This is a genomic window from Dorea sp. MB18-49, from assembly GCF_023669465.1.
GTDB lineage: Bacteria > Bacillota > Clostridia > Lachnospirales > Lachnospiraceae > Dorea_A > Dorea_A longicatena.
In genome coordinates this window covers 11,684-34,002 of the sequence record NZ_JAMOYX010000002.1, presented here as the reverse complement: position 1 = coordinate 34,002, position 22,319 = coordinate 11,684, and the positions used below count along the sequence as shown (strand labels likewise).

At 41.9% G+C, this 22,319-nt stretch carries 23 protein-coding genes and 1 riboswitch; of the genes, 3 read left to right on the top strand and 20 right to left on the bottom strand.

The features are described 5' to 3' along the window. Positions 1–25 precede the first annotated feature (25 nt). From NCY30_RS01960 to NCY30_RS01950, 3 genes are all read right to left on the bottom strand, one after another. Positions 26–1,411 (bottom strand): alanine/glycine:cation symporter family protein, encoded by a 1,386-nt coding sequence (locus NCY30_RS01960; protein ID WP_006426415.1) that lies wholly within the window; start codon positions 1,409–1,411, stop codon positions 26–28. A 135-nt stretch (positions 1,412–1,546) separates the two neighbouring features. Next, positions 1,547–2,536, bottom strand: a complete 990-nt coding sequence (locus tag NCY30_RS01955) for a guanosine polyphosphate pyrophosphohydrolase (RefSeq protein WP_055214947.1) — start codon at positions 2,534–2,536, stop codon at positions 1,547–1,549. A 104-nt stretch (positions 2,537–2,640) separates the two neighbouring features. Further along, the gene (locus NCY30_RS01950) at positions 2,641–4,002 is read right to left on the bottom strand and encodes an MATE family efflux transporter (protein ID WP_250818434.1); all 1,362 of its coding nucleotides are present in this window, start codon (positions 4,000–4,002) and stop codon (positions 2,641–2,643) included. A gap of 164 nt (positions 4,003–4,166) precedes the next feature. On the opposite strand from NCY30_RS01950, the gene NCY30_RS01945 reads away from it, so the two are divergent. Continuing rightward, positions 4,167–5,012 (top strand): LysR family transcriptional regulator, encoded by an 846-nt coding sequence (locus tag NCY30_RS01945; protein WP_022416246.1) that lies wholly within the window; start codon positions 4,167–4,169, stop codon positions 5,010–5,012. Between the two features lie 4 nt (positions 5,013–5,016). Here NCY30_RS01945 and NCY30_RS01940 read toward each other — a convergent pair whose 3' ends face one another. From NCY30_RS01940 to NCY30_RS01915, 6 genes are all read right to left on the bottom strand, one after another. Next, positions 5,017–6,039 carry an alpha-hydroxy-acid oxidizing protein gene (locus NCY30_RS01940; RefSeq protein WP_250818433.1) on the bottom strand — a complete coding sequence of 341 codons (1,023 nt, stop codon included), beginning with the start codon at positions 6,037–6,039 and terminating at the stop codon, positions 5,017–5,019. A gap of 25 nt (positions 6,040–6,064) precedes the next feature. After that, complete coding sequence (locus NCY30_RS01935; RefSeq protein ID WP_055194838.1) at positions 6,065–6,445, bottom strand: hypothetical protein; 381 nt, start codon at positions 6,443–6,445, stop codon at positions 6,065–6,067. Between the two features lies 1 nt (position 6,446). Next, entirely contained in the window at positions 6,447–7,430 is a 984-nt protein-coding gene (locus NCY30_RS01930) for a Gfo/Idh/MocA family protein (protein WP_055194840.1), read from the bottom strand. Positions 7,431–7,559: 129 nt separating this feature from the next. Continuing rightward, positions 7,560–9,308, bottom strand: a complete 1,749-nt coding sequence (locus tag NCY30_RS01925) for a S8 family peptidase (protein WP_250818432.1) — start codon at positions 9,306–9,308, stop codon at positions 7,560–7,562. An 84-nt stretch (positions 9,309–9,392) separates the two neighbouring features. Next, positions 9,393–11,168: a hypothetical protein gene (locus tag NCY30_RS01920; protein WP_006426424.1), complete on the bottom strand. Its 1,776-nt coding sequence runs from the start codon at positions 11,166–11,168 to the stop codon at positions 9,393–9,395. A gap of 22 nt (positions 11,169–11,190) precedes the next feature. After that, a complete protein-coding gene (locus tag NCY30_RS01915) occupies positions 11,191–12,105 on the bottom strand; it encodes an AAA family ATPase (RefSeq protein ID WP_055181672.1) in 915 nt (304 codons plus the stop codon). Positions 12,106–12,319: 214 nt separating this feature from the next. Here NCY30_RS01915 and NCY30_RS01910 point away from each other — a divergent pair, with 214 nt between their 5' ends. Next, a complete protein-coding gene (locus NCY30_RS01910; RefSeq protein ID WP_055181671.1) occupies positions 12,320–13,222 on the top strand; it encodes a DMT family transporter in 903 nt (300 codons plus the stop codon). A 94-nt stretch (positions 13,223–13,316) separates the two neighbouring features. Here NCY30_RS01910 and NCY30_RS01905 read toward each other — a convergent pair whose 3' ends face one another. Continuing rightward, positions 13,317–13,940 carry a GDSL-type esterase/lipase family protein gene (locus NCY30_RS01905; protein WP_246945735.1) on the bottom strand — a complete coding sequence of 208 codons (624 nt, stop codon included), beginning with the start codon at positions 13,938–13,940 and terminating at the stop codon, positions 13,317–13,319. 186 nt (positions 13,941–14,126) lie between these two features. On the opposite strand from NCY30_RS01905, the gene NCY30_RS01900 reads away from it, so the two are divergent. Beyond that, complete coding sequence (locus NCY30_RS01900) at positions 14,127–14,717, top strand: HD domain-containing protein (RefSeq protein ID WP_022416035.1); 591 nt, start codon at positions 14,127–14,129, stop codon at positions 14,715–14,717. Between the two features lie 131 nt (positions 14,718–14,848). Here NCY30_RS01900 and NCY30_RS01895 read toward each other — a convergent pair whose 3' ends face one another. From NCY30_RS01895 to NCY30_RS01850, 10 genes are all read right to left on the bottom strand, one after another. Further along, a complete protein-coding gene (locus NCY30_RS01895; RefSeq protein ID WP_055181668.1) occupies positions 14,849–15,625 on the bottom strand; it encodes a sulfite exporter TauE/SafE family protein in 777 nt (258 codons plus the stop codon). Continuing rightward, complete coding sequence (locus NCY30_RS01890; RefSeq protein WP_006426432.1) at positions 15,626–16,060, bottom strand: MarR family winged helix-turn-helix transcriptional regulator; 435 nt, start codon at positions 16,058–16,060, stop codon at positions 15,626–15,628. Positions 16,061–16,245: 185 nt separating this feature from the next. Then, the gene (locus tag NCY30_RS01885) at positions 16,246–16,833 is read right to left on the bottom strand and encodes a thiamine phosphate synthase (protein WP_250818431.1); all 588 of its coding nucleotides are present in this window, start codon (positions 16,831–16,833) and stop codon (positions 16,246–16,248) included. A gap of 53 nt (positions 16,834–16,886) precedes the next feature. After that, positions 16,887–18,113, bottom strand: coding sequence for a 2-iminoacetate synthase ThiH (thiH, locus tag NCY30_RS01880; RefSeq protein ID WP_006426434.1), 1,227 nt, complete (start codon positions 18,111–18,113; stop codon positions 16,887–16,889). Positions 18,114–18,125: 12 nt separating this feature from the next. Further along, positions 18,126–18,914, bottom strand: a complete 789-nt coding sequence (locus tag NCY30_RS01875; RefSeq protein ID WP_006426435.1) for a thiazole synthase — start codon at positions 18,912–18,914, stop codon at positions 18,126–18,128. Between the two features lie 94 nt (positions 18,915–19,008). Further along, entirely contained in the window at positions 19,009–19,689 is a 681-nt protein-coding gene (gene thiF, locus NCY30_RS01870; RefSeq protein WP_161169733.1) for a sulfur carrier protein ThiS adenylyltransferase ThiF, read from the bottom strand. Positions 19,690–19,694: 5 nt separating this feature from the next. After that, entirely contained in the window at positions 19,695–19,892 is a 198-nt protein-coding gene (gene thiS / locus NCY30_RS01865; protein WP_006426437.1) for a sulfur carrier protein ThiS, read from the bottom strand. Positions 19,893–20,110: 218 nt separating this feature from the next. Further along, a riboswitch (TPP riboswitch) is annotated at positions 20,111–20,217 on the bottom strand. 90 nt (positions 20,218–20,307) lie between these two features. Further along, positions 20,308–20,607, bottom strand: a complete 300-nt coding sequence (locus tag NCY30_RS01860; RefSeq protein WP_250818430.1) for a hypothetical protein — start codon at positions 20,605–20,607, stop codon at positions 20,308–20,310. 36 nt (positions 20,608–20,643) lie between these two features. Next, the gene (locus NCY30_RS01855) at positions 20,644–20,913 is read right to left on the bottom strand and encodes a LysR family transcriptional regulator substrate-binding protein (protein WP_284709547.1); all 270 of its coding nucleotides are present in this window, start codon (positions 20,911–20,913) and stop codon (positions 20,644–20,646) included. A gap of 193 nt (positions 20,914–21,106) precedes the next feature. Continuing rightward, positions 21,107–22,225: a 5-methyltetrahydropteroyltriglutamate--homocysteine S-methyltransferase gene (locus tag NCY30_RS01850; protein ID WP_250818429.1), complete on the bottom strand. Its 1,119-nt coding sequence runs from the start codon at positions 22,223–22,225 to the stop codon at positions 21,107–21,109. Positions 22,226–22,319 lie beyond the last annotated feature (94 nt).

Genomic DNA, 22,319 nt, shown 5'->3' with positions numbered 1-22,319 from the left:
AATACTGCTTTTCATCTATATCCAGTTATTTTTTAGACTCCTCATATGCCTTCAGTTCATCGAGTGCCTGACCTCCCATCAGGTACAACGCTGCAATGTTGAAGATCGTCATCAGACCGATTCCGACATCTCCCAGATCCCATACAAATGTATAAGTCGCAATTCCTCCAATGAACAACATCACAAGTGCCAATACTTTGTATGCCGTCTGCCAGCACCATTTGTCACCAAACAGATATGCCACATTACATCTTGCATAAAAGAGAATTCCCAGAAATGTAGAAAAACTGAACAGGAATAAGGTCACTGCAATGAATATCACTCCGAATTCTCCCAGATGATATCTCATCGCAGTCTGTAACAGATCCATTCCTTCTTTTCCAGCGACCAGTTTTTCCGGTACCAGTAACATGATCATAGCGGTACAGCTACAGATTACGATTGTATCTACAAACACTCCAAGTGCCTGTGTTAATCCCGCTTTCACCGGTTTGTCACATTCTGCTGCCGCTGCCGCACATGGCGCAGAGCCTGAACCAGCTTCATTCGAAAATAATCCACGTTTTACTCCGTTCATCAGCACTGCTCCAAATCCACCGGCTGCCACCTGGCGGATTCCGAAAGCTTCCTGGAAGATTCTTGCAAATACCCCCGGAAGACTTCCGATATTGGTAATAATAATAAAAATCGTAATGCAGAAATAACACACCGCCATAAACGGAACCATCAGATCCAGTACTTTTACCGTCGCATTCTTACGAAGTACGATAATCGCCGCAAGGATCACCAGAACGATCGTCGTATAAAGTGGCGGAATAGAAAATGCATTTTTAAAAGATGCAGCCACAGAATTACTGATTACCTGACTGATCCCGCACCAGCAGATCAAACCTGAGATGGCAAATAATACTGCAGGCAGTACGCACTTTCTCTTCTTTCCGGTCCTGCCTTCCACATAATCATGGATATAATATGCCGGTCCGCCGCGGAAACCTCCGTATAAAGGATCTTTTTCTTTATGAATCTGAGCAAGTGTTGCTTCTATAAATGCTGTCGAAGAACCGATCAGCGCTGTCACCCACATCCAGAATATAGCTCCCGCACCACCTGCGGATACTGCCGCAACAACGCCGACCAGATTCCCCATTCCGACACGGGTTGCTGTCGATACGATCAATGTCTGAAAAGTAGACAGACTGTTCTTGTCTTCTTTCTTTCCTGTCAGTACCGTTACCATATCCGGAAATAACCTGATCGGAAGTACTCTGGTCCGGATGGTAAAATATATTCCTGCCGGTATCAGAAGTATGATCAACAGTGAAATTCCGACACTACCGCCTCCCGGAAGAGGTATCTGCAATAAATCTCCCCACAAAAAGCTATATACTTGTTCTATTAATTTAACTATCATAGTATAAATATCCTTTCAAAATCTCAGGACTTTAAAGCACTACACTTTAAAGCCCTGAATTACATCATACTATATTCTGATCTATATTGCAAACTGAAACTTACTTTTGTTCATTTATCCCTGTAATCATAAATATTAATCAATCAGGTCGTTCTGGAATCTGGACAAATGCTCATACGGAAGAATCAACCTTCCACGGTAAAGTCCACATCCGTCATTGATCAGACTGTTATTTACTGCCGAAAACATATTCACATCCAGTTCAGCCAGCTTAAGATTCAGAAGTTTCATTCCTCTCTCATAAGCCTCATCAAAATACAGACACTCTCCTTCCGGGATTGCATCTCTTCTGGCCCGTTCATGTTCCTGCTCTTTTTCATAACCGATATGATTTGCCGAGCCTATTTCTGCAATGTCATCCATCATTTTGGTTCGAAGCTGTACCTCCATATAACATCTTGAACTATTATCGTAAAATGTAATATGTAAAGACTGATAATTATTCGAACTATGGCTGCAGATATAATCTCTGTAATACGGTTTCACTGATTCGTTCAAAAGCGGGGATGTACTTTCCTTTATCCCCATGGCCGGTTCTGCACTAAATCCCTGCTCCTCCAAAAATCCCGGCAGTACATTTGCGATCTGATACAGGTATTTCCGCTCCTGCTCTTCTCTGTCTTCTTCACTGTTCAGATGGCATCTGGGAACTGAAATAATAATTCTGTAAGCGATTAAATCTCTAAAGCAACTCAATCGTTTCTTAACTTCTGCTATGCTCGGATATTTCCCGTGTTCTTCATAATAATCATAAATGAATTCCACCACATAACCATTGAATTTCTCTTCTGCCCGGATCAGTGATTTGATCCTTCCTTTGAAAGTAAATGCCATAAACGGATATTCTTTCGCCATATATTTGTAAAACTCTCTCATTTTCTGAGACTGCGCAGTTAAGAAATCATTATGCTCCAGAAGTTCCTGGATCTGCAACAGAAAATTACAATGAATCATATCTATTTCATTTCCTGTTTTCTTGGCATCTTTTCTCAGATCTTTGATGTAATTGTGAAGAATCCGAAGTACTGTATCTCCGGAATACAGATAGTCATTTAATATAACCATCTCTGTCACACTCCTCTTCTGTCTTTTTTCTTCTCTCCTGATTTTTTTATTTTACCAAATTTTTCTTAAACATGCCAGACTGGTAAAAACGAAGTTTTTCCCTTTTACGCTTCCATCCTTTTCAGCTCCGGCATCACTGTACATAGCATCGTGATAAAGCAGATACTTCCACCGATCACATTTGATACCGGCTCGGCAAGGAATACCCCATCCGTTCCCATATGTAATACATATGGCATCAGATAAGTAAGCGGAACTACAATGAACACTTTACGAAGCAGTGAAAAGAAGATTGCCTGCTTCTTCTTATTCAGTGATTTAAATACTGTTTGTCCCATATACTGCAGATCCATAAATATAAACGCCGCAAAATATTGTTTCAACGCCGGAACGGCATCTTTCATAAGAGTCTTATCCGAACTGAATATCCGGATCAGGACTTCCGGAATCATGATAATACTTCCCCACATCACTCCTGTATATATAAGGATCATAACTGCCAGAACTGCAATTGATTTTCGCACACGCGCAGGACGACGAGCCCCGTAATTATAGCTTAAGATCGGAGACGTTCCTTCATTTATCGCATGGATCGGAGTCTCCACAAGCTGACGCACACTGGAAATGATCGTCATTACAGAGATATAAATATCTCCGCCTGTAACAGACAGTACGTTGTTACAACAGATTGTCACCAGGCTGTTCGTAAGCTGCATAATAAATCCGGCCATCCCCAGACTTACAATATTTTTCGCATACCCTGTACATTCCGATATCTCATTCTTCCGTAAAAACCGTACTTTCAATTCTGCTTTTCCTGTAAGGAAAAAAAGAACAAAGGCTGCCGATAATGTCTGTGACAGTATGGTCGCAATGGCTGCGCCCCGCACTCCGAATCCGAGAACAAAGATAAACAGTGGATCAAGTATCAGATTCGCAACTGCTCCGATTGCAACAGAAAGCATTCCAACTACAGAATATCCCTGGGCATTGATGAACGGATTCATCCCGACTGCGATCATTGACGGCAATGTACCGAGCAGATAGATCATCATATACGGATACGCATACACCAGTGCACTCTTAGAAGCTCCAAACAAAATTAAAATCGGTCTTGCAAATAGTACCCCCGTCACCATCAATATCACACCACTGACACAAACCATGGAAAAAGAAGTATTCATAATACACACGGCTTCTCTCTCCTGCCTTTTCCCTCTGGAAATAGAAAAAAGCGGTGCACCTCCGCCTCCAAAAAGATTTGCAAATGCAGTAATGATCACGATCAACGGAAAGCAGATTCCAACTGCCCCCAGTGCTTTCGTTCCCACCTCCGGGATACGTGCAATATATACACGATCCACAATGTTATATAATAAGTTTAAGATCTGAGCAACGAGCATCGGAAGTGCTGCACCAAGAATATTCCCGGTCACGGTTCCATTTTCAAAGTCAACTCTTTTCATATTTTTACTCATTCCTTTTCTTTTTTCTTGCGTTTTCAGTATAACATCGGTTATTATATATGTAAATTATTGTTTTTATATGGCAATTCAACATTTTTTATATGGTTTTGTTCATAAATAACTCTTATATTTTTTATTTTTATCATATAGAGAAAGGAAATTTTATGGAACTGAAACAGTTAGAATATTTTCGTGCTATCGTAGATGCCGGGACCATCAGTGGTGCGGCCAGAGATCTTCATATGACACAGCCTCCTCTCAGCTATCAGATCAAAATGCTGGAAGAGGAATTACAGGTGCCGCTTTTTCTTCGTGGTAAAAAAAGAATCACTTTAACCGAAGCCGGGAAAACACTTTACGAACAGGCCGGAAATCTCCTGATGCTTTCCGACCTCGCCAAACGTGAAGTGATAAAATCCAGCCAGTCTGCCACTCTGCATATCGGTATGACCCCTTCCACCGTATCAATGATGTCCGATCATCTTCTTCATTTTGCAAAGAAGTATCCCAAAGTGCGTTTTGATGTACACGAAGGCTCAACCTTTACACTCAAAGACCAGCTGGAAAACCGGATCATCGACCTTACTACTCTGCGGACTCCCATTGCATTGAACGGATGTGAAACAAAGCCGCTCTTAAAAGAAAGCCTTATGGCTATGAGCATTCCTGATTCCCCGCTTCTTCAGGAACGTTCTTCTATCCCGCTTAAAGAGCTTTCCAGACAGCCGCTGATTCTTTCATACCGCTATCGTAAATATATGCTGGCAGCCTTTGAACGTGCCGGACTGATGTGTGATATATATTTCACTTGCGGAGATGCCCGCACTGCCATGACCATGGCAGAAAAAGGGCTTGGTATTGCTATCCTTCCTGCTTCAATGCAGACGCTTTCTTCAAAACTTACATCATGCAGGATCTCAGGCGCAGATCTTACTACAGAGATCCTGCTGGCATGGAGAAAAGAACAACTCCCGGAGGAGATTCAGGACTTTCTAAAAATGTGGGATTAGCAGATCAGAATCTTGTCCACACACAATCCCTGTCAATCTCTTCCAGACTCGTCACTCCACACATTTTCATCGTATCTTCCAGTTCTGTTCCCAGCTTTTCGATATAAGATTTCACGCCTTCTTCTGCGCCTCCGTATACAGCTGTCACAAATGGTCTTGCAATGATCACTGCATCTGCTCCCAATGCAAGTGCTTTAAATACATCCACACCACTGCGGATTCCACCGTCTACGAATATCTTCATAGAATCACCTACTGCCAGTGCAATCTCTTCCAGAACTTCTGCTGTCGCCGGGCACTGATCCAGTACACGGCCGCCATGATTCGATACTACAATTGCAGATGCTTCCGCCTCTTTTGCTTTCAATGCTCCTTTGACGGTCATAACACCTTTCACAATAAATGGTGTGCCTGCCATCTTCGCAATCTGACGGAGTTCTTCTACCGTCTTACTTCCTGCCGGTGGCTCCATATTCTTAAGAAACGGAAGCCCTGCTGCATCAATATCCATCGCCACTGCGAGGGCTTTCGATTCATGTACCATCTCCATCTTCCCGGCAATCACATCCAAATTCCATGGTTTCACAGTCGGGATTCCGATTCCATCTGTTTTCTTAATCGCTTTTGTTGCTGCAACCATCACATTACTGTCCACGCCATCTCCTGTAAATGCAGCAATTCCGTATTTTGCACAGGAAGATACCAGAATATCATTATATGCCACATCATCCAGGCAGTCTCCATAATGTAATCCTACTGCACCAACCGGACCTGCAAAAAACGGATATTTGAATTTCTTCCCGAAGAGCTCCAGTGATGTATCCACCGGTTTATTCTCGGCAATTGTATCCATCTGTACACGGATTTCCTTCCATTTGTCATAATTGCGGATAGCTGTATCCCCTACTCCCTTTGCGCCCGGTCCCGGCATCTGGTTCTTACAGGCACGTCCGTTACACTCCGGACAGGCTTTACAATAATTTCCAATACGTGTTCTTGCATTTTCTATACATTCTGAATAATTCATATTTTCCCCTCTTTTCTTTCGTTTCCTAACATCTTCCACAGTTTCTGCAGGGATTACATCTTAATTTTTTCAGTTTTAGATTCCAGTCTTGAATTTCCGGTAACTTTTCCCCGGTTATCCACCTTTTCATCCCATAATGATCTGAAACCGTAATTTTATCCCCATTCCACTCAATCTCCAGTGGATACAGTGTAATATTTTCAGGATTCATACAGTTCTGATGAAGTCTTGGTGAATACACTTCTTCTCCCCAGGATACGGCCTGATCTATTGTCCGAATCCGTATATGCGTCTCACTGATACGTAAAATCTCCGGTTCCGCTGCACAATGATATCTTTCAGGTATTTCATTCTTGAAAACAGAAATGATTCCTAACGGCATCCTGATCTTTTCATTCTTTTTCATCTTAATATCCGATCTCCTCCAGAATCCGCTCAACAAGTCTCACATTTTTCAGCGAAAATTCTTCCGTAACCGCCGGCTTCTCATTTTCATCGATACATCTGCCAAATTGTTCTACCTCCAAGCGATAATTCTGTGGAACTTCTACCGTCTTTACTTCTTCCTCCCCCTCAGCCGTACGAATCGTATAGCTTAATTCTCCATCACCATTGAATGAAAATTTGGTTCCGGTAATGCTTCCCTTCGTTCCATCTATCTCCAGACGGTCCAGTCTCCTGTCCTGATCCGTTGCAAGTGTCATGCCACAGGTAAATGCTGCTTTCTTTCCATCTGCGAATTCCATGACCACAGAAGTCAGCTTATCGATCTTTTCTTCCGAAAAGATTGCGGAAGCCTCGACTTTTTCTGGTTCTTCATTCAGAAGTCCTAACGTCAGACTTGTGTTGTATACTCCAAGATCGTATGTACACCCTCCAAGAGTCTCCCGTCTCATCCGGATATTTTCCTTATTATAATCCGATGTGATAAATGCAGAATCTATATAACAAACTTCTCCTATCGTTCCATCTTCTATCTCTTTCTTAATTGCAGTGATATATGGACTGTGCTGATACGCAAAAGCTTCCATAAGATATACATGATTCTCTTTTGCCGTGTCAAATAATTCTTTTACCTGCTTTTCACACGGTGCAAGCGGCTTTTCACACAGTACATGTTTGCCGCTTTTCATAGCTTTCACGGCCCACTCATAATGTAAAGTATTTGGCAGCGCAATATATACCGCTTCCACTTCCTGATCATCCAACAATTCTTTATAACTTCCATAGGCTTTTTCAAATCCGAATTTTTCTTTAAATTGTTCAGCTTTGTCTATGTTTCTTCCGGCAATTGCATATAATTCGCAGTTGTATGCCTGTATCATTCCCGGAATGGTACAACTTCTGGCAATTCCGGCAGTTCCTATAACGCCCCACTTGATTTTTTTCATTGTTTTACGCCTCGCTTATGTATGATAATTTTATTTTAGCACTTTTGGAAACATTATCCTACTAAAAAAATGTACCTTTTATCCTTATTACTCGGGCACTGAAATTTACTTTTTCAAATCAGCCGTTTTTCATATTTGGGGAATACTTTGTGCTGCACATAACGCCCCATACCCCACTTCCTCATTCGGATACTCGTCAAATCCCGGTACTTTTTTCGCTCCACGTCTCAGATATGCCTTCACCTTCTCCCCATATAGATATGGATCGTTTTCTCTCACAATCCCCCATTCCATCAAAAGCGCTGCACTTCCTGTCACAAATGGCGTGGCAAAGGATGTTCCTGTAAATGCCGCATATCCTCCGCCCACTGTTGTTGTCATAACTTCCACTCCCGGTGCCACAAGATCCGGTTTCACCATATTTGTAAGTCTGGTAAATCCTCTTCCCGAAAAATCCGCATATGCAAATGTCCTTGCGTCATATGCTCCTACGGATATTGCACGGCTGGAAGAAGATGGAATTGTGAGCGTCGTAGCATCTGTTGGAAACAAGAATCCTGTTCCACGATTCAATACATTGTCGCTTGGAAGCCACATTTCATATTGTCCTGTCACAATCTTCCCGGCACTTAGAACAATTCTCCATATTCCTTCTGTCAGATAACTTTCTACCGGAAGCAGATCTATATAGATTTCCTGGGAAATGCTGTAAGGACTTGGTTCCCCATAATAAAGCAGTATTTCTGTCTGACCAATTCGGAAGCGATGTGGTCCCAATATCTCCGGTACCGGTCCGACCCGCACTCCCGATGGATTGATGATCGAAATCTCTATTTGATCCGTATATTCTTTCCATATCTGGATACTGATCGATGACTGTCTGCTCTGAATTGCAAGCTGAATTGTCTCTTCTCCTTCTGAAATAATTCTACCGGAAGTATGCCCGGCACTTGCCGCTTCATTTCCGGTTCCGATGCAAAATACACTCTTCCATATATTGGACACATCATCGATATACCGTTCCAGAAGTGTCGTCCCGTCATGTCCGCCGTATGTATTCCCAAAACTGATATTCACAGCTACAGGCATCCGAAGCTCCAGTGCCTTTCTTATTATATAATCAATCCCCATCATTAGCTCTGTCGTTCTTGGGAATCCTTCCTGTATGGGATTACCAAGTTTTACAACGATCAATTCACTCTGCATGGCAACTCCGGCATAACGTCCTCCACTGTTGCTTCCATTTCCTGCTGCTACTCCCGCCACTGCCGTACCGTGTCCGGAAATGTCCTGGCTTCTCACAAGCCTTCTCTGTTCTGATACAGTTTGTGCATTTAATGCTTCATCTATTTGTCCTTTCGTATACTCCACACCGATGCTGTATCCAACCGGTGCTGTTTCCCCATCTGCCGGATTCAGAGACTGATCCCACAGATACCGAATCCTCGTGCTTCCGTCCGCATTTCGAAAATCTATATTCGCATAATCGATTCCCGAATCTATGATTGCAACCAATATTCCCTGTCCATACAGAGAAAGGCGTGTATCCTGTACCGCATTGATACAAGACACACGTCTTCCTTCTGCTGCCTGAAAGAACAGCCGTTTTGGTTTTTCTACATATTCAACTTCCGGAATTTCCGATAAGATGTCGATTCTGGATTCTGTAATTCGGATGACTGCATATTCATTTTGAAGTTCTGTTACTTTGGATGCTATCTTCCTGACTCGGTCCAGATTTACGGAATATTTGATGATCAGATCCCATTCCCGGTCAAGCGGATCATATCCAACATTTAAATTCAAGGATTTTTCCCGCTCATCTTCCGCGGAATTCAGTGCAAGATTTAAAAGATTTTCTAGTTTCTGACTGGTCATACATTAACTCCAGATGCTTTTGTTATTAATATATGTACTTTGTAAGCCATAGGGGACACTGAAAAAGCCACTTTTTTACGTCCCCTATGGCGTCATCACTTCTCCCAGCACTCGCCCCACTGCCCCGGCAAAATCATTAATATTCTGAATCTGCACCAGTTCTCGGTCGAATATCTCTCTTGCTGCCTCTCTGGATTTTGCACTTCCCATGAAGATTCCTATGACCTGGATTCCTTTTTGCTTTAACCTCTGAACTTCCCTTGCTGTATCCTCTATTGCTGGCTGGTCAGTATATTCCTTGTTCGTATAAAAAGCTCCCTCACCGATATTCTGGTCGTCCATAGGGTTTGCATCCGTCAGTACAAGTAAAATTCTTTTTGCTTTCTTACTTGCTTCCATCAAATATCCTGCTGCACGCAGAGCCAGTCCGTCCCGGTTATTTCCTGCCGCAACATATCCGAATAATTCATTTCCAACCTGTTCTTCTTCATAATCTTTAAAGATCCGCATCACCGTAAAGCCCCGGATACTGCAATAGGAATATATCTGTGCCGGTATTCCACACTCTTCCAGACTTTCTGCCAGGACATATGCCTGCGCCGCAATTTGTTCCTGCATCTGCTTTCTGGAAGACGATGCATCGATCAGCATATCGACTGAAAATCCCGGAATCTCCACTTCTTCTTTCCGTTCGAATACTCTTGGATTATCCAGATAAACTGCTTTCCATACTTCTCTCGGATTGATCTTCCCGTGCGTTGCCATTTCTGGAAATGTCTCGTCCTGTGTCTCCAGACAGATGCGTAATTTCTCTGTAAGTTTTCTTATACTGTTTCTGTATATTGCACGATTCTTCTCATAATACTGTTTATTTTTCTCATATTGCTGGGCAGATTCTTTTTGAAATTCCAGGATTTCCTGTCTTTCTCGTTTTCTTTCTATTTCCGAAAGTTCTTTTAATTTTGTTTTGCTCTTCTGCTTTTCTTTCCATCCTGATCTTCCTCTTGTAAAGAGTACATGACAATTCTTATGTTTATCCACACATATCTCCCGCTCTATTCTTTCCTGCTCAGTCTGCGGGTACATATTCTTGCCAAAGCAGGCTTCTACATATATTCTTGCCTCCCCCGGATCATTTTTTAATGAGAACTGCACCAGATAATGCTTTGACCGCTCTATAACTCCTGTTTTTTCCTCACTGCCAACGTCTTTATCTTCATAATGCTTCGCCCGTACATATGTGGCACTCACTTTTCCAACAGAATGGAATGCTCCGGCAACTTTCTGAAGAAAGTAAACACCCTTTTTTTTCGCAGCTTTTGACGGACGATAAGAAAAATATTTCCACAGATTCTCTCGTGTCTGTTCCAGAATCTCATCCGTTGTCATCTCTTCCGTATAGGAAAATGCATGCAAAAGTTCTTCCTCTTCTGTAGTTAGTTCGGATGGCTGTCCCAAAATTTCTCTGCAATGTGCATTCCGGATTTGTTCTATCCTTGCATATTCTTTATAATTCCTGTAACGGTTCAGATTATCCAGCGCATACTCCCTTCGCAGTTCTTCCATTACTGATCTTATTTTTCTTTCTTTTTGGTACAATGCATTCTCAAGTCCGATCCAAAGAAGACCTTCATACAGTTCCCGGTCTTTTCCTCCCAGCTGATTAAAAAAATCATCTATTTTCTCCTGATCGTACCATTTGTAAGTCAGACCGATAATCAGATTCAGATACATATCTGCCGTTCCGTTCGATGCAAATGCAAGGAAAAGTGGTTCAAGTTCATAATTTTCTGCCGCCGCCCATATAAAATTGCATGCTCTTTTTGCTTCTCTTAATTCTTGTTCTTCTATTTCCGCCATGCTATAACACACTACTTTCCTGCTACTTCACAAACAAATCTTTTTTCACCGTTTTCTTCGAAATTCTTGTACGGATCGTATCACGAATCAGGGTCTGTTCATAGGTATCAAATGTTTTATTGGTAATTCCCATATCCAGTGCCGTAAATATATCAAGTCCTTTTTCCATCAGACCGACTGCTCCTAAGAGACCACGCAGATCCAGAGCCTTGGAAGATATCTCTCCATTTTCACATTTCTTATGTAATTCCAGAAACATAAATGTCAGTTCTCCTGCTCCTTCTTCCCTGATGTCCGGATAATGCTTTTTTATTAATTTAATCAGACTTTCCTTTGAAATCATCGGCATCTGGATTACGACAAATCTGGATACCAGTGCTTCATTCAGTTCTTTTGTACCCGCATATCCGTAGTTCATCGTTGCAATGAATCTTGTCGCCGGATGTAATTCCATACGTTCGTATCCTGGAACATCAATCGTCCTCCGGAAATCCAGTGTCGCATGAAGTACTGCCATTGCTTCACTTTTTGCCATGTTGATCTCATCTAATATGGCAAATCCACCGGCTTTTGCCGCTGTATACACCGGCCCCGGTCTGAAAGATACCTCTCCCCCACGGAATGTATCCATACCAATCAATGAAGCTGCATCCATATTCACATGAAACGACACATCCCACCGTGGTCTTGCAAATACTCCCGCCAAATTTTCTGCAAACAGACTCTTTCCCGTTGCTTTCGGACCTGCCAACAGAATATTCTCTCCACACAAAATTGCGGTAATTGCCTGCTCCCAGACTTCTTTTCCATAGTAAAATTGTTCCAGTTTCGGAATTCTTGAACCATATTCTTGTTCTACCGGGTATGTTTCCCTATATTCTGTTATCTCACGAATCAGATCATCTCTGATTCCAAGTTCTCTTAATTTTTCCAGCAATTTCTAAGGCTCCCTTTCTGAAATGTTGTTATTTATAGATATACACTATCCACTTCTCCATATTTTATTACTTAAAAATACACGAATCAAAGATTTTCCCTTTTTCTTACAAACTGCAGGAATTTCTTCACCGCTACCGAAGCATTTTACTTATATTCTATTCTACTATATAATAAAAAACAAGAAAACTATTACATAGGAGGAATCGCCAATTATGTCGACAAAAAAAGCCAATCTGATTCTTACAACCTGCTCTATGGCATGGGGAACTTCTTATATATTTATGAAACTTGGAATTGAGGGACTTTCCCCTCTGATGCTGATGGCTCTGCGTACGGGAATCGCATTTCTGATTCTGGTACTTATATTTTTCAAAAGATTACTGAACGTTAATAAAAGACTTTTACTCTACAGTGCCATCACCGGCTTTTTGCTTTTTACAAACCTTACGCCAATCCTTTACGGATTAAATACGATCACTGCTTCTCAGAGTGGATTCATCCTCAGCACCACCGTTGTGCTTGTTCCGATCATTCATGCAATTATTTCCCGCAGACTTCCGGAGCATCATGTCAGGCTTGGAATCATTATCGTATTGATCGGAATGATACTGATCAACGGCGGTGATATATTTGCTGTCAAGCCCGGAATGCTGCTTTGTATGCTTTCGGCTTTCAGTTATTCAATCAATATTGTATTAAACAGCTATTTTACCAGACAGGTAGATCCACTTGCACTCGGAATCTACCAGCAGGGCTTTACCTGTCTTTATTCCATAATCGGTCTGCTATTGTTCGGATCCCCGATATTTCCGAGCACCGCGTTGGACTGGATCTCCGTTCTTGGACTTGCTCTTTTGTCCTCAGCTTACGGATTCGTTGTACAAACTGTTGTGCAGCAATATACAACACCGGAGAATACCGGATTCCTGTTCTCCCTGGAACCGATCTTTGCAGCGATTTTTTCCTTCATCTTCCTGCATGAGAAGCTCACAGAGATGGGATATCTCGGGGCCATTTTCATTCTTGCAGGAGTGTTTACCGCTATCGATGCCAAAAGTACGGTAATGGAATTAATCACCGGAAAATCCGTTGCAGAAGCTACATCCAAAAGATAGCAGAAAATCCGTTGTCTTGTCCTGATATGCTCCCTTTACTGAAAATCCAGTAAAACAGGAGATGCCATTGACTGACAACGGATTTTTATCTTTTCTACAAAATCTCTGCTTCTAATTTTCTATAAATCGCATCTGCAAGAATCTTATGACTCTGTCCATCCATATGCTCCTGATCTGCTTCCGACGGATTCGCATAATCTGCTGCCCGCATGAATCGTTTGCCATACTTTCCGGCCACTTTTTCATATACCGGTTCTAATTTCTTTGATACTTCTACGGATTCTGGCGAAAATTCCTGATCATATCCGTCCTGCCATACCTTTTCTCCCAGATAGATCGGAGATATCACAAGAACCTTCATCTTATCTGCATACTGATTGATCTGCTCCAGTAACCTGGCAATTCCTTTTCCGATGATTTCTGCTGACGCTCCGAATATAGTTTTGCAGTCATTCGTTCCAAGCATCAACACGACTGCATCCGGCGTGTGCGTCTCTAATAATGTCGGAAGCAATTCTGTTCCCCGTCTTCCCAGGCGAAGCGGATCTTCAAATATGGTCGTTCTTCCACACAGACCTTCCTCAACAATTCTAATATCTCGGTCCGCCAGTTTTTCCTGTAAGATTCCGGTCCATCGTTCTTCCCACGGAAAACGCTTTCCGGTCTCTCCATCTAACCCCCACGTATTCGAATCCCCAAAGCATAATATCTGTTTCATTACTTCCTGCACCTGCCTTCTGAGCTTTTCTCTCTTTTATCTTTTAATAACTGGAGTTTAACACCGTTTTCCTATTAAGTCAATATGTTTTATATGTTTTCTGTGTTTTTGCTTTCCATCCTACTTTCATTTATGTTATACTATCTTATAGTTTGTTTGTACCAATCATACAAGGAGGAATTCAACATGAATGAAAGATTAAAACAACAACTTGATTTCATTCTCGAAATTGATAAAGAAAAGAATATATTAAGACAAACCCACCTTTCCGGACACGGAAGACGTGAAAACGATGCGGAACATGCCTGGCATATGGCAATTATGGCATACCTGTTAAAAGATTATGCCAATGAACCTGTCGATATCGCAAAAGTTATGATCATGTGCCTGATCCATGACATTGTGGAAATTGACGCCGGAGATACTTATGCCTACGATACAGAAGGATTAAAGACGCAGAAAGCACGTGAAGATGCTGCCAAAGAACGGATTTTCTCACTGTTACCAGAAGATCAGAAAAAAGAACTGACTTCATTCTTTGATGAATTCGAAAATTACCAGACACCGGAATCCAAATTTGCACATTCCCTGGATAACCTGCAGCCATTGCTTCTCAATAACAGTAACGGCGGTGGCGACTGGCGTGAGCATCAGGTTACTTCCGAACAGGTATACGGAAGACAACGGAAAACGCAGCTGGGATCTGAGACTTTATATAAAGTAACAGACCAGATACTCAAAGAAAATATAGAAGCAGGAAATATTAAAGAATCATAAGCAATGTTTTTCTTTCTACAGGACCTGCCACCGGCAGTCCCTGTAGAATGCATAATAAACAAAACATCATATTATTTTTCTATTAATACCTTTTATTCTCTCCTATAATATTAATTTCTTCCTGCTCTCTATTAATTTAAAATAGAAAACGCCATAACCACAATCCCAAGAACCACTAATATCACACCCGTCGCCCGGTTCAATGTCTTCGGTGTTGCCTTATTCGCAAATACTGCCGCAATCCTTGCCCACAACAGTGTGAACACAATACATAAGATCCACACCGCTATATTCGGCATTCCCCCGATTGCAAAATGCGAAACTGCACCGGTAAAGGCAGTAAATGTCATGATGAACACACTCGTTCCTACCGCCGTCTTAAGCTCATAGCCCAGGACAGAGGTCAGGATCAAAAGCATCATCATACCGCCTCCGGCACCGATAAATCCACAGATAAATCCGATCATAACACCACAGATTAACGACTGCACTGCACGTTTCTTCGGCGATACTTTTTCCATGGCTTCTTTTGTCGTCATGACAGGTTTTACGATGAACTTAATGCCGAGCAAGAATGTCATAAATACCGAGAAATTTCCCATCGTTGTAGATGGTACCAGACTGGACACATAACTTCCCACAACGGTAAAGGCAAGTACACTGACCATCATGATCAGACCATTCTTCACATCCAGATTCTTATTCTTTCCATATGTATAGGCAGATACTGCGCTTGCAAGTACATCTGATGAAAGTGCAATTCCGACTGCCATATATGGATCCATTCCAAGAAATGTGATCAGCATCGGACTGATCACTGCCGCCGCACTCATTCCTGCAAATCCGGTTCCGAGTCCGGCTCCCATCCCCGCGAAAAATGTTACGATAATCATTAATATTGTATTCATCTAGTTCTTTTCCTCCAACATCTTCTCTATATTCGCTTCCATATGCGCCATTCCTTTTTGAAGAGCTTTTCTTGTATCTTCATCCATTCCTTCAAATAGTTTTTCAACGAACGACTGCTGAAGTTTCTGTCCTTCTTGGATAATCTCTTTTGACTTTTCTGTACAGATCAGATTGACTTTTCTTCGGTCACCTTCTACACTTTTCCGCTCCAGATAGCCTTCATTCACAAGTTTATCCACATTTACCGATACAAGATTGGCTTTAATTTTTCGTATTTCTACGATGTCTCTGGCAGTTTTGTATTCTGGGTTGTTCGCCAGGAAAAGTAAGATGTCAAATGCGGTCTGTGGAATATTCAGTTCATGACATAACGGTTTGCAGGTCTCACTGTATGCCTTTGACAGCTTTTCTGCAAATTCGATTCCTGTGTTCATATATGTAGCTCTCCTTTTATTTCAATTTTGAACTATTCATTTTTGTATTAATATAACACTTAGAAATAATTTTGTAAAGTACTATCTGATATGCACTTATATGCCAGTGCAAAGCAAAAGCCTTCCGAGTACCGACTCAGAAGGCTTTCCTGCTCTTTTAAAAATGAGCTGTTTTATTTCGATTACTATATTTCCATCATTCCGGACATAACACATCCTCCAACTGCTCCACATTTTTTCATATCATTCCACTGTTCTTCATCGAACTTTATTCCGCCTATTCCATACACCGGAATGCTGACTTCCCGGCAAACTTCTTTTAAGAATCCCAATCCTCTTGGCGGTAATCCCCTCTTACAATCTGTCGCATAGATATGCCCTGCCGTAAGATAGGAAGCTCCCAATTGCTCTGCTTCTTTCGCTTCTTCTACAGAATGTATAGAAATTCCAATCTTTGTAAATTTTTTCTTTTCTTCATCAGCTATTTTTTGCAAAATCGGAAGTGGCAGATGTACAGATGTACATCCCAGTTCTAGTGCAGTCTTCCAGAAATTATGAAGAATACAAGACACCTGATAACGGCGGCAAATATTCATTACTTCTTTTGCCAATGTCCCATATTCCTCTTCTGTCAGATCTTTTTCTCTTAAGATCACAGCTTCCGGATGTATCTTGCAGACTCTTTCTATCTGCTCTAAAAACGGGCGGTTGCATAATTTCCGATTGCTGACTGCAATGATTTTAAAGTCCTGATTGTTTACAGATTTTATCACTGACAACTCCTTTCAGCTGTATTCGGCATGTTTTTAACACAAGATACTCCCTGTTACACATAGATATAATCACTCATCACCGGCTGAAGATTGTGTTTCAGAAGTGCCTGATAGACCTCATCTACCGAACGTCCATCCGAGATTTCAAACTGATCGTCACCCTTGTCTTCGATATCTTCTACATGACTTCCGATACCGGTACTTACACCAGCAGATATCTTCGTTGCCGCAATACTTACCAGATTATCGCGGACTCTTTCACACTCTCGTGTCGAAACCGTGATGCTTGCAAATGGCATAAACAGGCGGTATGCACACACTACCTGCAAAAGCTGCGGTTCGTGCACATCCATCGGATTGATCCTGTCATTATTGATGATCGGACGAAGTCTCGGACATGAAAATGCGATCTCTGCATGTGGATATTTTCTCTGTAATAAATATGCATGATATCCGGTCGCAAATGCATCTTTTCTGAAATCATCCAGCCCCAGAAGTGCTCCGAATCCAACTCCACGCATGCCGCCTTTCAATGCTCTTTCCTGTGCATTTACACGATACGGGTAGATTCTCTTATGCCCTGCAAGATGAAGTGTCTCATATTTATCTGAGTTATATGTCTCCTGAAATACCGTTACATAATCTGCCCCACATTCATGCAGATATGCATATTCGTCTGAATTTACCGGATAAACCTCCAGACCAATAACTTTAAAATATTTTCTGGCGATCTTACATGCTTCACCGATGTATTCTACTGTAGATTTGTTACGGCTTTCTCCTGTCAGAATCAGGATTTCCTGCAGACCTGTCTCAGCGATCGCCGCCATCTCTTTTTCGATCTCTTCCGCATTTAACTGTGCACGGTTGATTTTGTTATGGCAATTAAAACCACAGTAAATGCAATAGTTCTCGCAATAATTTGCGATATAGATTGGTGTGAACATATAGACACTGTTACCAAAATGTTTTCTCGTCTCGATCTGCGCTGCCTGCGCTATTTCCTCCAGAAATGGCAGTGCTGCCGGTGACAATAACGCCTGAAAATCTTCCGGTGTGCGCTCTGCATGTGCCAGTGCACGTTTTACATCTTCTGCTGTATATGTATTATAATCATAAGCCTCCATGGCTGCCACGACCTGGTCGAGTATTTCTGATCCGATATCCTCCATGCCTGGAAGATAGGTCATGTGATCGATCCGGTTCTTCTTCTGGTCTTCCAGAATCTCCTCGCTTAAAATACTTTCATTAATATGTGTATCTTCATGATTTGTTCCCATTTGTCGTGCCTCCTAATCCTGCAGAAATCCGGTCAGCGGTGAAGATGCACTTGCACCACGCTCAATCGTTCTTCCAAGTCCGGAAAGGTACGCACTTCTGCCCGCTTCGATTGCTTTCTTAAATGCTTCCGCCATCGCCGGTACATCTCCCGCAGTCGCAATTGCTGTATTTGCCATAACTGCGGCTGCTCCCATCTCCATTGCCTCGCATGCCTGGGACGGACGTCCGATTCCGGCATCTACGATGATTGGCAGATCGATCTCATCGATCAGGATCTGAATAAAGTCTTTTGTGCTAAGCCCTTTATTTGATCCGATCGGTGCGCCAAGCGGCATGATACATGCTGCACCGGCATTTGCAAGATCTCTTGCAGCATTCAGATCTGGATACATGTACGGCATAACCACGAATCCTTCTTTTGCAAGAATTTCTGTAGCTTTGATCGTCTCATAATTATCCGGAAGGAGATATTTCGAATCTCTTACCACTTCCACCTTGACGAAATTGCCACATCCGACTTCTCTGGAAAGTCTGGCAATACGTACTGCTTCTTCTGCATTTCTGGCTCCTGATGTATTCGGAAGAAGTGTCACATCTTCCGGAATATAATCCAGAATATTTGCCAGACCGCCTTCATTTGCACGACGGAGTGCCAGTGTGATAATCTGTGCCCCTGCTTTTTCCACACATGCTTTCACCAGATCCAGTGAAAATTTTCCTGAACCTAATATAAAACGAGAAGTAAACTCTTTTCCTCCAAGTGTAAATGTATCTGTATTTTTTATTTCTTTTTTATCCATAATCAGGACCTTCTTTCCTATTATTTTCTGCTCATGCTTTTTTATTTATCTATCTTTTTTTGCGGCATGAATCTTATGTTTCTTACCTGTCTTCCTACACATCCTCTTCTCCAAGGATCAGACGTGTGATCATATTCGCCTCATGTGCTGCACAGATTGCAACTCTTGGTGCCATCAGGCCATTTCCATACGTTGGTGCCGTCTCGCGGTCTCCGCACAGGTAAAAGTTCTTCATTAACTTCTGTGTGCGAATCGTATTACTGCTTCCGTATCCGGCCATACCGGTTGCCGATACGAGTTTCTTTCCCGGGAAATATTCCAGTATTCCATTCACCAGCATTGCCTTCGCCTCTGGATTATCGAATGCTTCACATACAATAGGCTCGTCACGAAATAGTGTCTTAAGATTTTCTTCTGTGACTTTCACGCAGTCTGTATAGATATCCAGATACGGATTAATTTTTAACAGTAATGATTTTAACGCATCTGTTTTATACATTCCGATATGCTCCATAAAGTACTGCTGCCGGTTCAGGTTCGTAATATCTACTACATCAAAATCTATCAGATGGAGATGTCCGACTCCGATTCTGGCAAGTGCATATGCCACATTTGATCCTAATCCGCCAAGTCCGGCTATCGCAACCCTTCCTGCAGACAGATGCTTCTGCTTTTCCGGAGAATGTCTTTCATTAAGCGCAGCCATAATCTCTTCTTTACTAAGTACTTTTGCGTTCGCATTTTTCGTCATATTTTCTGATACGATTTCTCCCATGAATGTTAGCCTCCTCCTACAAATGTCACAACTTCCAGACGGTCGCCGTCTTTTAACATGGTATCGGAATAACTATATTTTGGAAGAATATCTCCGTTTAACTCTACAGCAATTCTTTTTACCTGATACTGATTCTGCTCCAGATATTCTGCAACAGTAGTATCCTCTGTCAGATTGATTTCTTTTCCATTTACGATAATCATGTATGTTCTCCTTTCCCGGATATATACAGCGAACTTGCCACTGACAACTTCTCTTGCATACTTTAGTATGAAAAAAGAGTTCACGAAGTAAATACACCCGTGGTGGTGCACCCCTTCATGAACTCTCGTTCACTCTCAACTTATCCGATATTCAATTGTTCCTGATTTCCGTCACATAGTAACAAAAAAGAGAGCTACCAACTAAATGCATCTCTCCTAAAATCTACGTTATACATTCCTACGTTGGCATTATCCAAATCAGGTATATGGGTCGAAGTTCTTAACTTCCTCTCAGCCTGGTACACAAGCTCCCCGTGTTTTATCTACACATTTAAGTATAAGAACTCATACACGAAATGTCAACTTATTTTTTATTCATTTCTGACTTTTTTCGAAACAACTATTTTTATTCATTCTATTTATTATCAAAAGTAATATTCCGTACCATATTTCTGTTAATCAGCTGTGTCCCTTTCTTTGTATCAACCTTTACCCACTGTATATCTGCGTCCATGAGCTTTCCTTTGATTGCTCCTACTTCGTTGAACAGACTTATCGTACATTCTTTTCCCATATACTGACCTAACATTGAACCATCCATATCTTCTTCCATCCTTTCTCCATTTACGATCGTGATTACATTATTTGCCGCCTGTACTGCCATCACTGTAACCATATTCAGGTTATTAATCGCTACCATCGTTGCAACATCCATGTAGTCCACCTCCATCTTTTTTTGCAGGTCTTGTTATCAGTATATCATACTTCCAGATGATAGAACGATTTTAATGCTCACACCCATTCCCGCTGCCGCCATCGCATATGTTGCCTGAATATCCATTGTCGAAAACTGTACATTCGGCTTAATCCCATGCTTATCCAGATAACGTGTTCCATCAATATCTAATCCTGGACATGTTACAATATAGGCTTCCGTCTCTGCAAATTTTGCCGAAAATATCTTTCTTTTTGCCAGCTTGTGTCCCTCTGGCAATAATGCAACCATCGGATCCTTGTACAAGGTACGATCAATACCGGCGGAACCTTCACCGGTACTTATAACGTACTTGGGAAAATGGTTCTGACGTTAGCCGGAAGTACGCTCCAGATTGCACTTCGCATAATCTTAACCTGGTTCTTCTTCCCTCATTTTGAGCTGACAGCCCCTGCCATTGCTACCGGTATCGGCTGGCTTATGGCCAATCTGCTCTGGCTTATCTGTCTGACCAGACTTCGTCGGCAATCTCTTTTACAAGCTTAAGCTTTGCCCACTGTTCTTCTTCTGTCAGCTTATTACCGATCTCGCAGGATGCAAATCCGCACTGCGGGCTTAAGTATAAGCGGTCAAGCGGAACATATTTTGCTGCTTCGTGGATTCTTGCGATTACTTTTTCTTTGTCTTCCAGTTCCGGTGTCTTGGTTGTTATAAGTCCAAGTACGACCTTCTTATCGCCGGATACCTTTGCAAGTGGTGCAAATCCGCCGGATCTCTTGTCGTCATATTCCAGATAATATGCATTTACATTTTCTTCTCCGAATAACAAATCCGCTACGGAATCATATGCTCCGGAACTGAAGAATGTAGAATGATAATTTCCACGGCATACATGTGTATTGATCACCAGATCTTCCGGTGCCTGTGCTACTACCTGGTTATTCAGTTCCAGAAGGAGTTTCTTGTAATCTTCCAGTCTCTGTCCTGTTCTTCCGGTCAGTGCAACTGCCATCTTCGCATCTACCATTCCGCCCCATACGCAGTCATCAAACTGAAGGTTACGGCAGCCTGCTGCATAGATTTCCTGCACGAATTCACCGTATGCCTTAATCACATCCTCGGCAAATGCTTCTTCCGATCCATAGATTTCTAATGTTGTATTCAGAAGCTGTGCCCCGGTAAAGTATGCATAGAACTGTCCCGGTGACGGGATAGTCTGTTTTGCGACAGTATTTTCATCTTCTAATGCTTTGATGAATTTGAAATGCTCTACGAAAGGATGATTCTTTACTGAAATCTTTCCCGTCATGTATGTATCATCAATCATTGCAGCTTCTGCGTCAAATGTTGTATTCCCCTCTACTGTCTTCTGATGCTCGATACCTTCAAATCCCCACATGAAATCCAGATGCCATGTCGATCTTCTGAATTCTCCGTCCGTGATCACATGATATCCAAGTTCCTTAATCTTTACCACCAGTTCCAGGATGCATTCATCTTCTACTGCGGTCAGTTTTTCCTGTGAGATTGTCCCTTCTTCGAAATTCTTTCTTGCGTCTTTTAATTTCTGTGGGCGTAAAAAACTTCCTACAAAGTCGTAACGAAATGGTGTGTTCATGATTATTTCCTCCTTGCCGGCAGAGACTTAGGTTTTCTGTCTTTTTTGTTGTCCCTGATGGCTTTCTTTTATATTTTTTATATTTTTCATATTC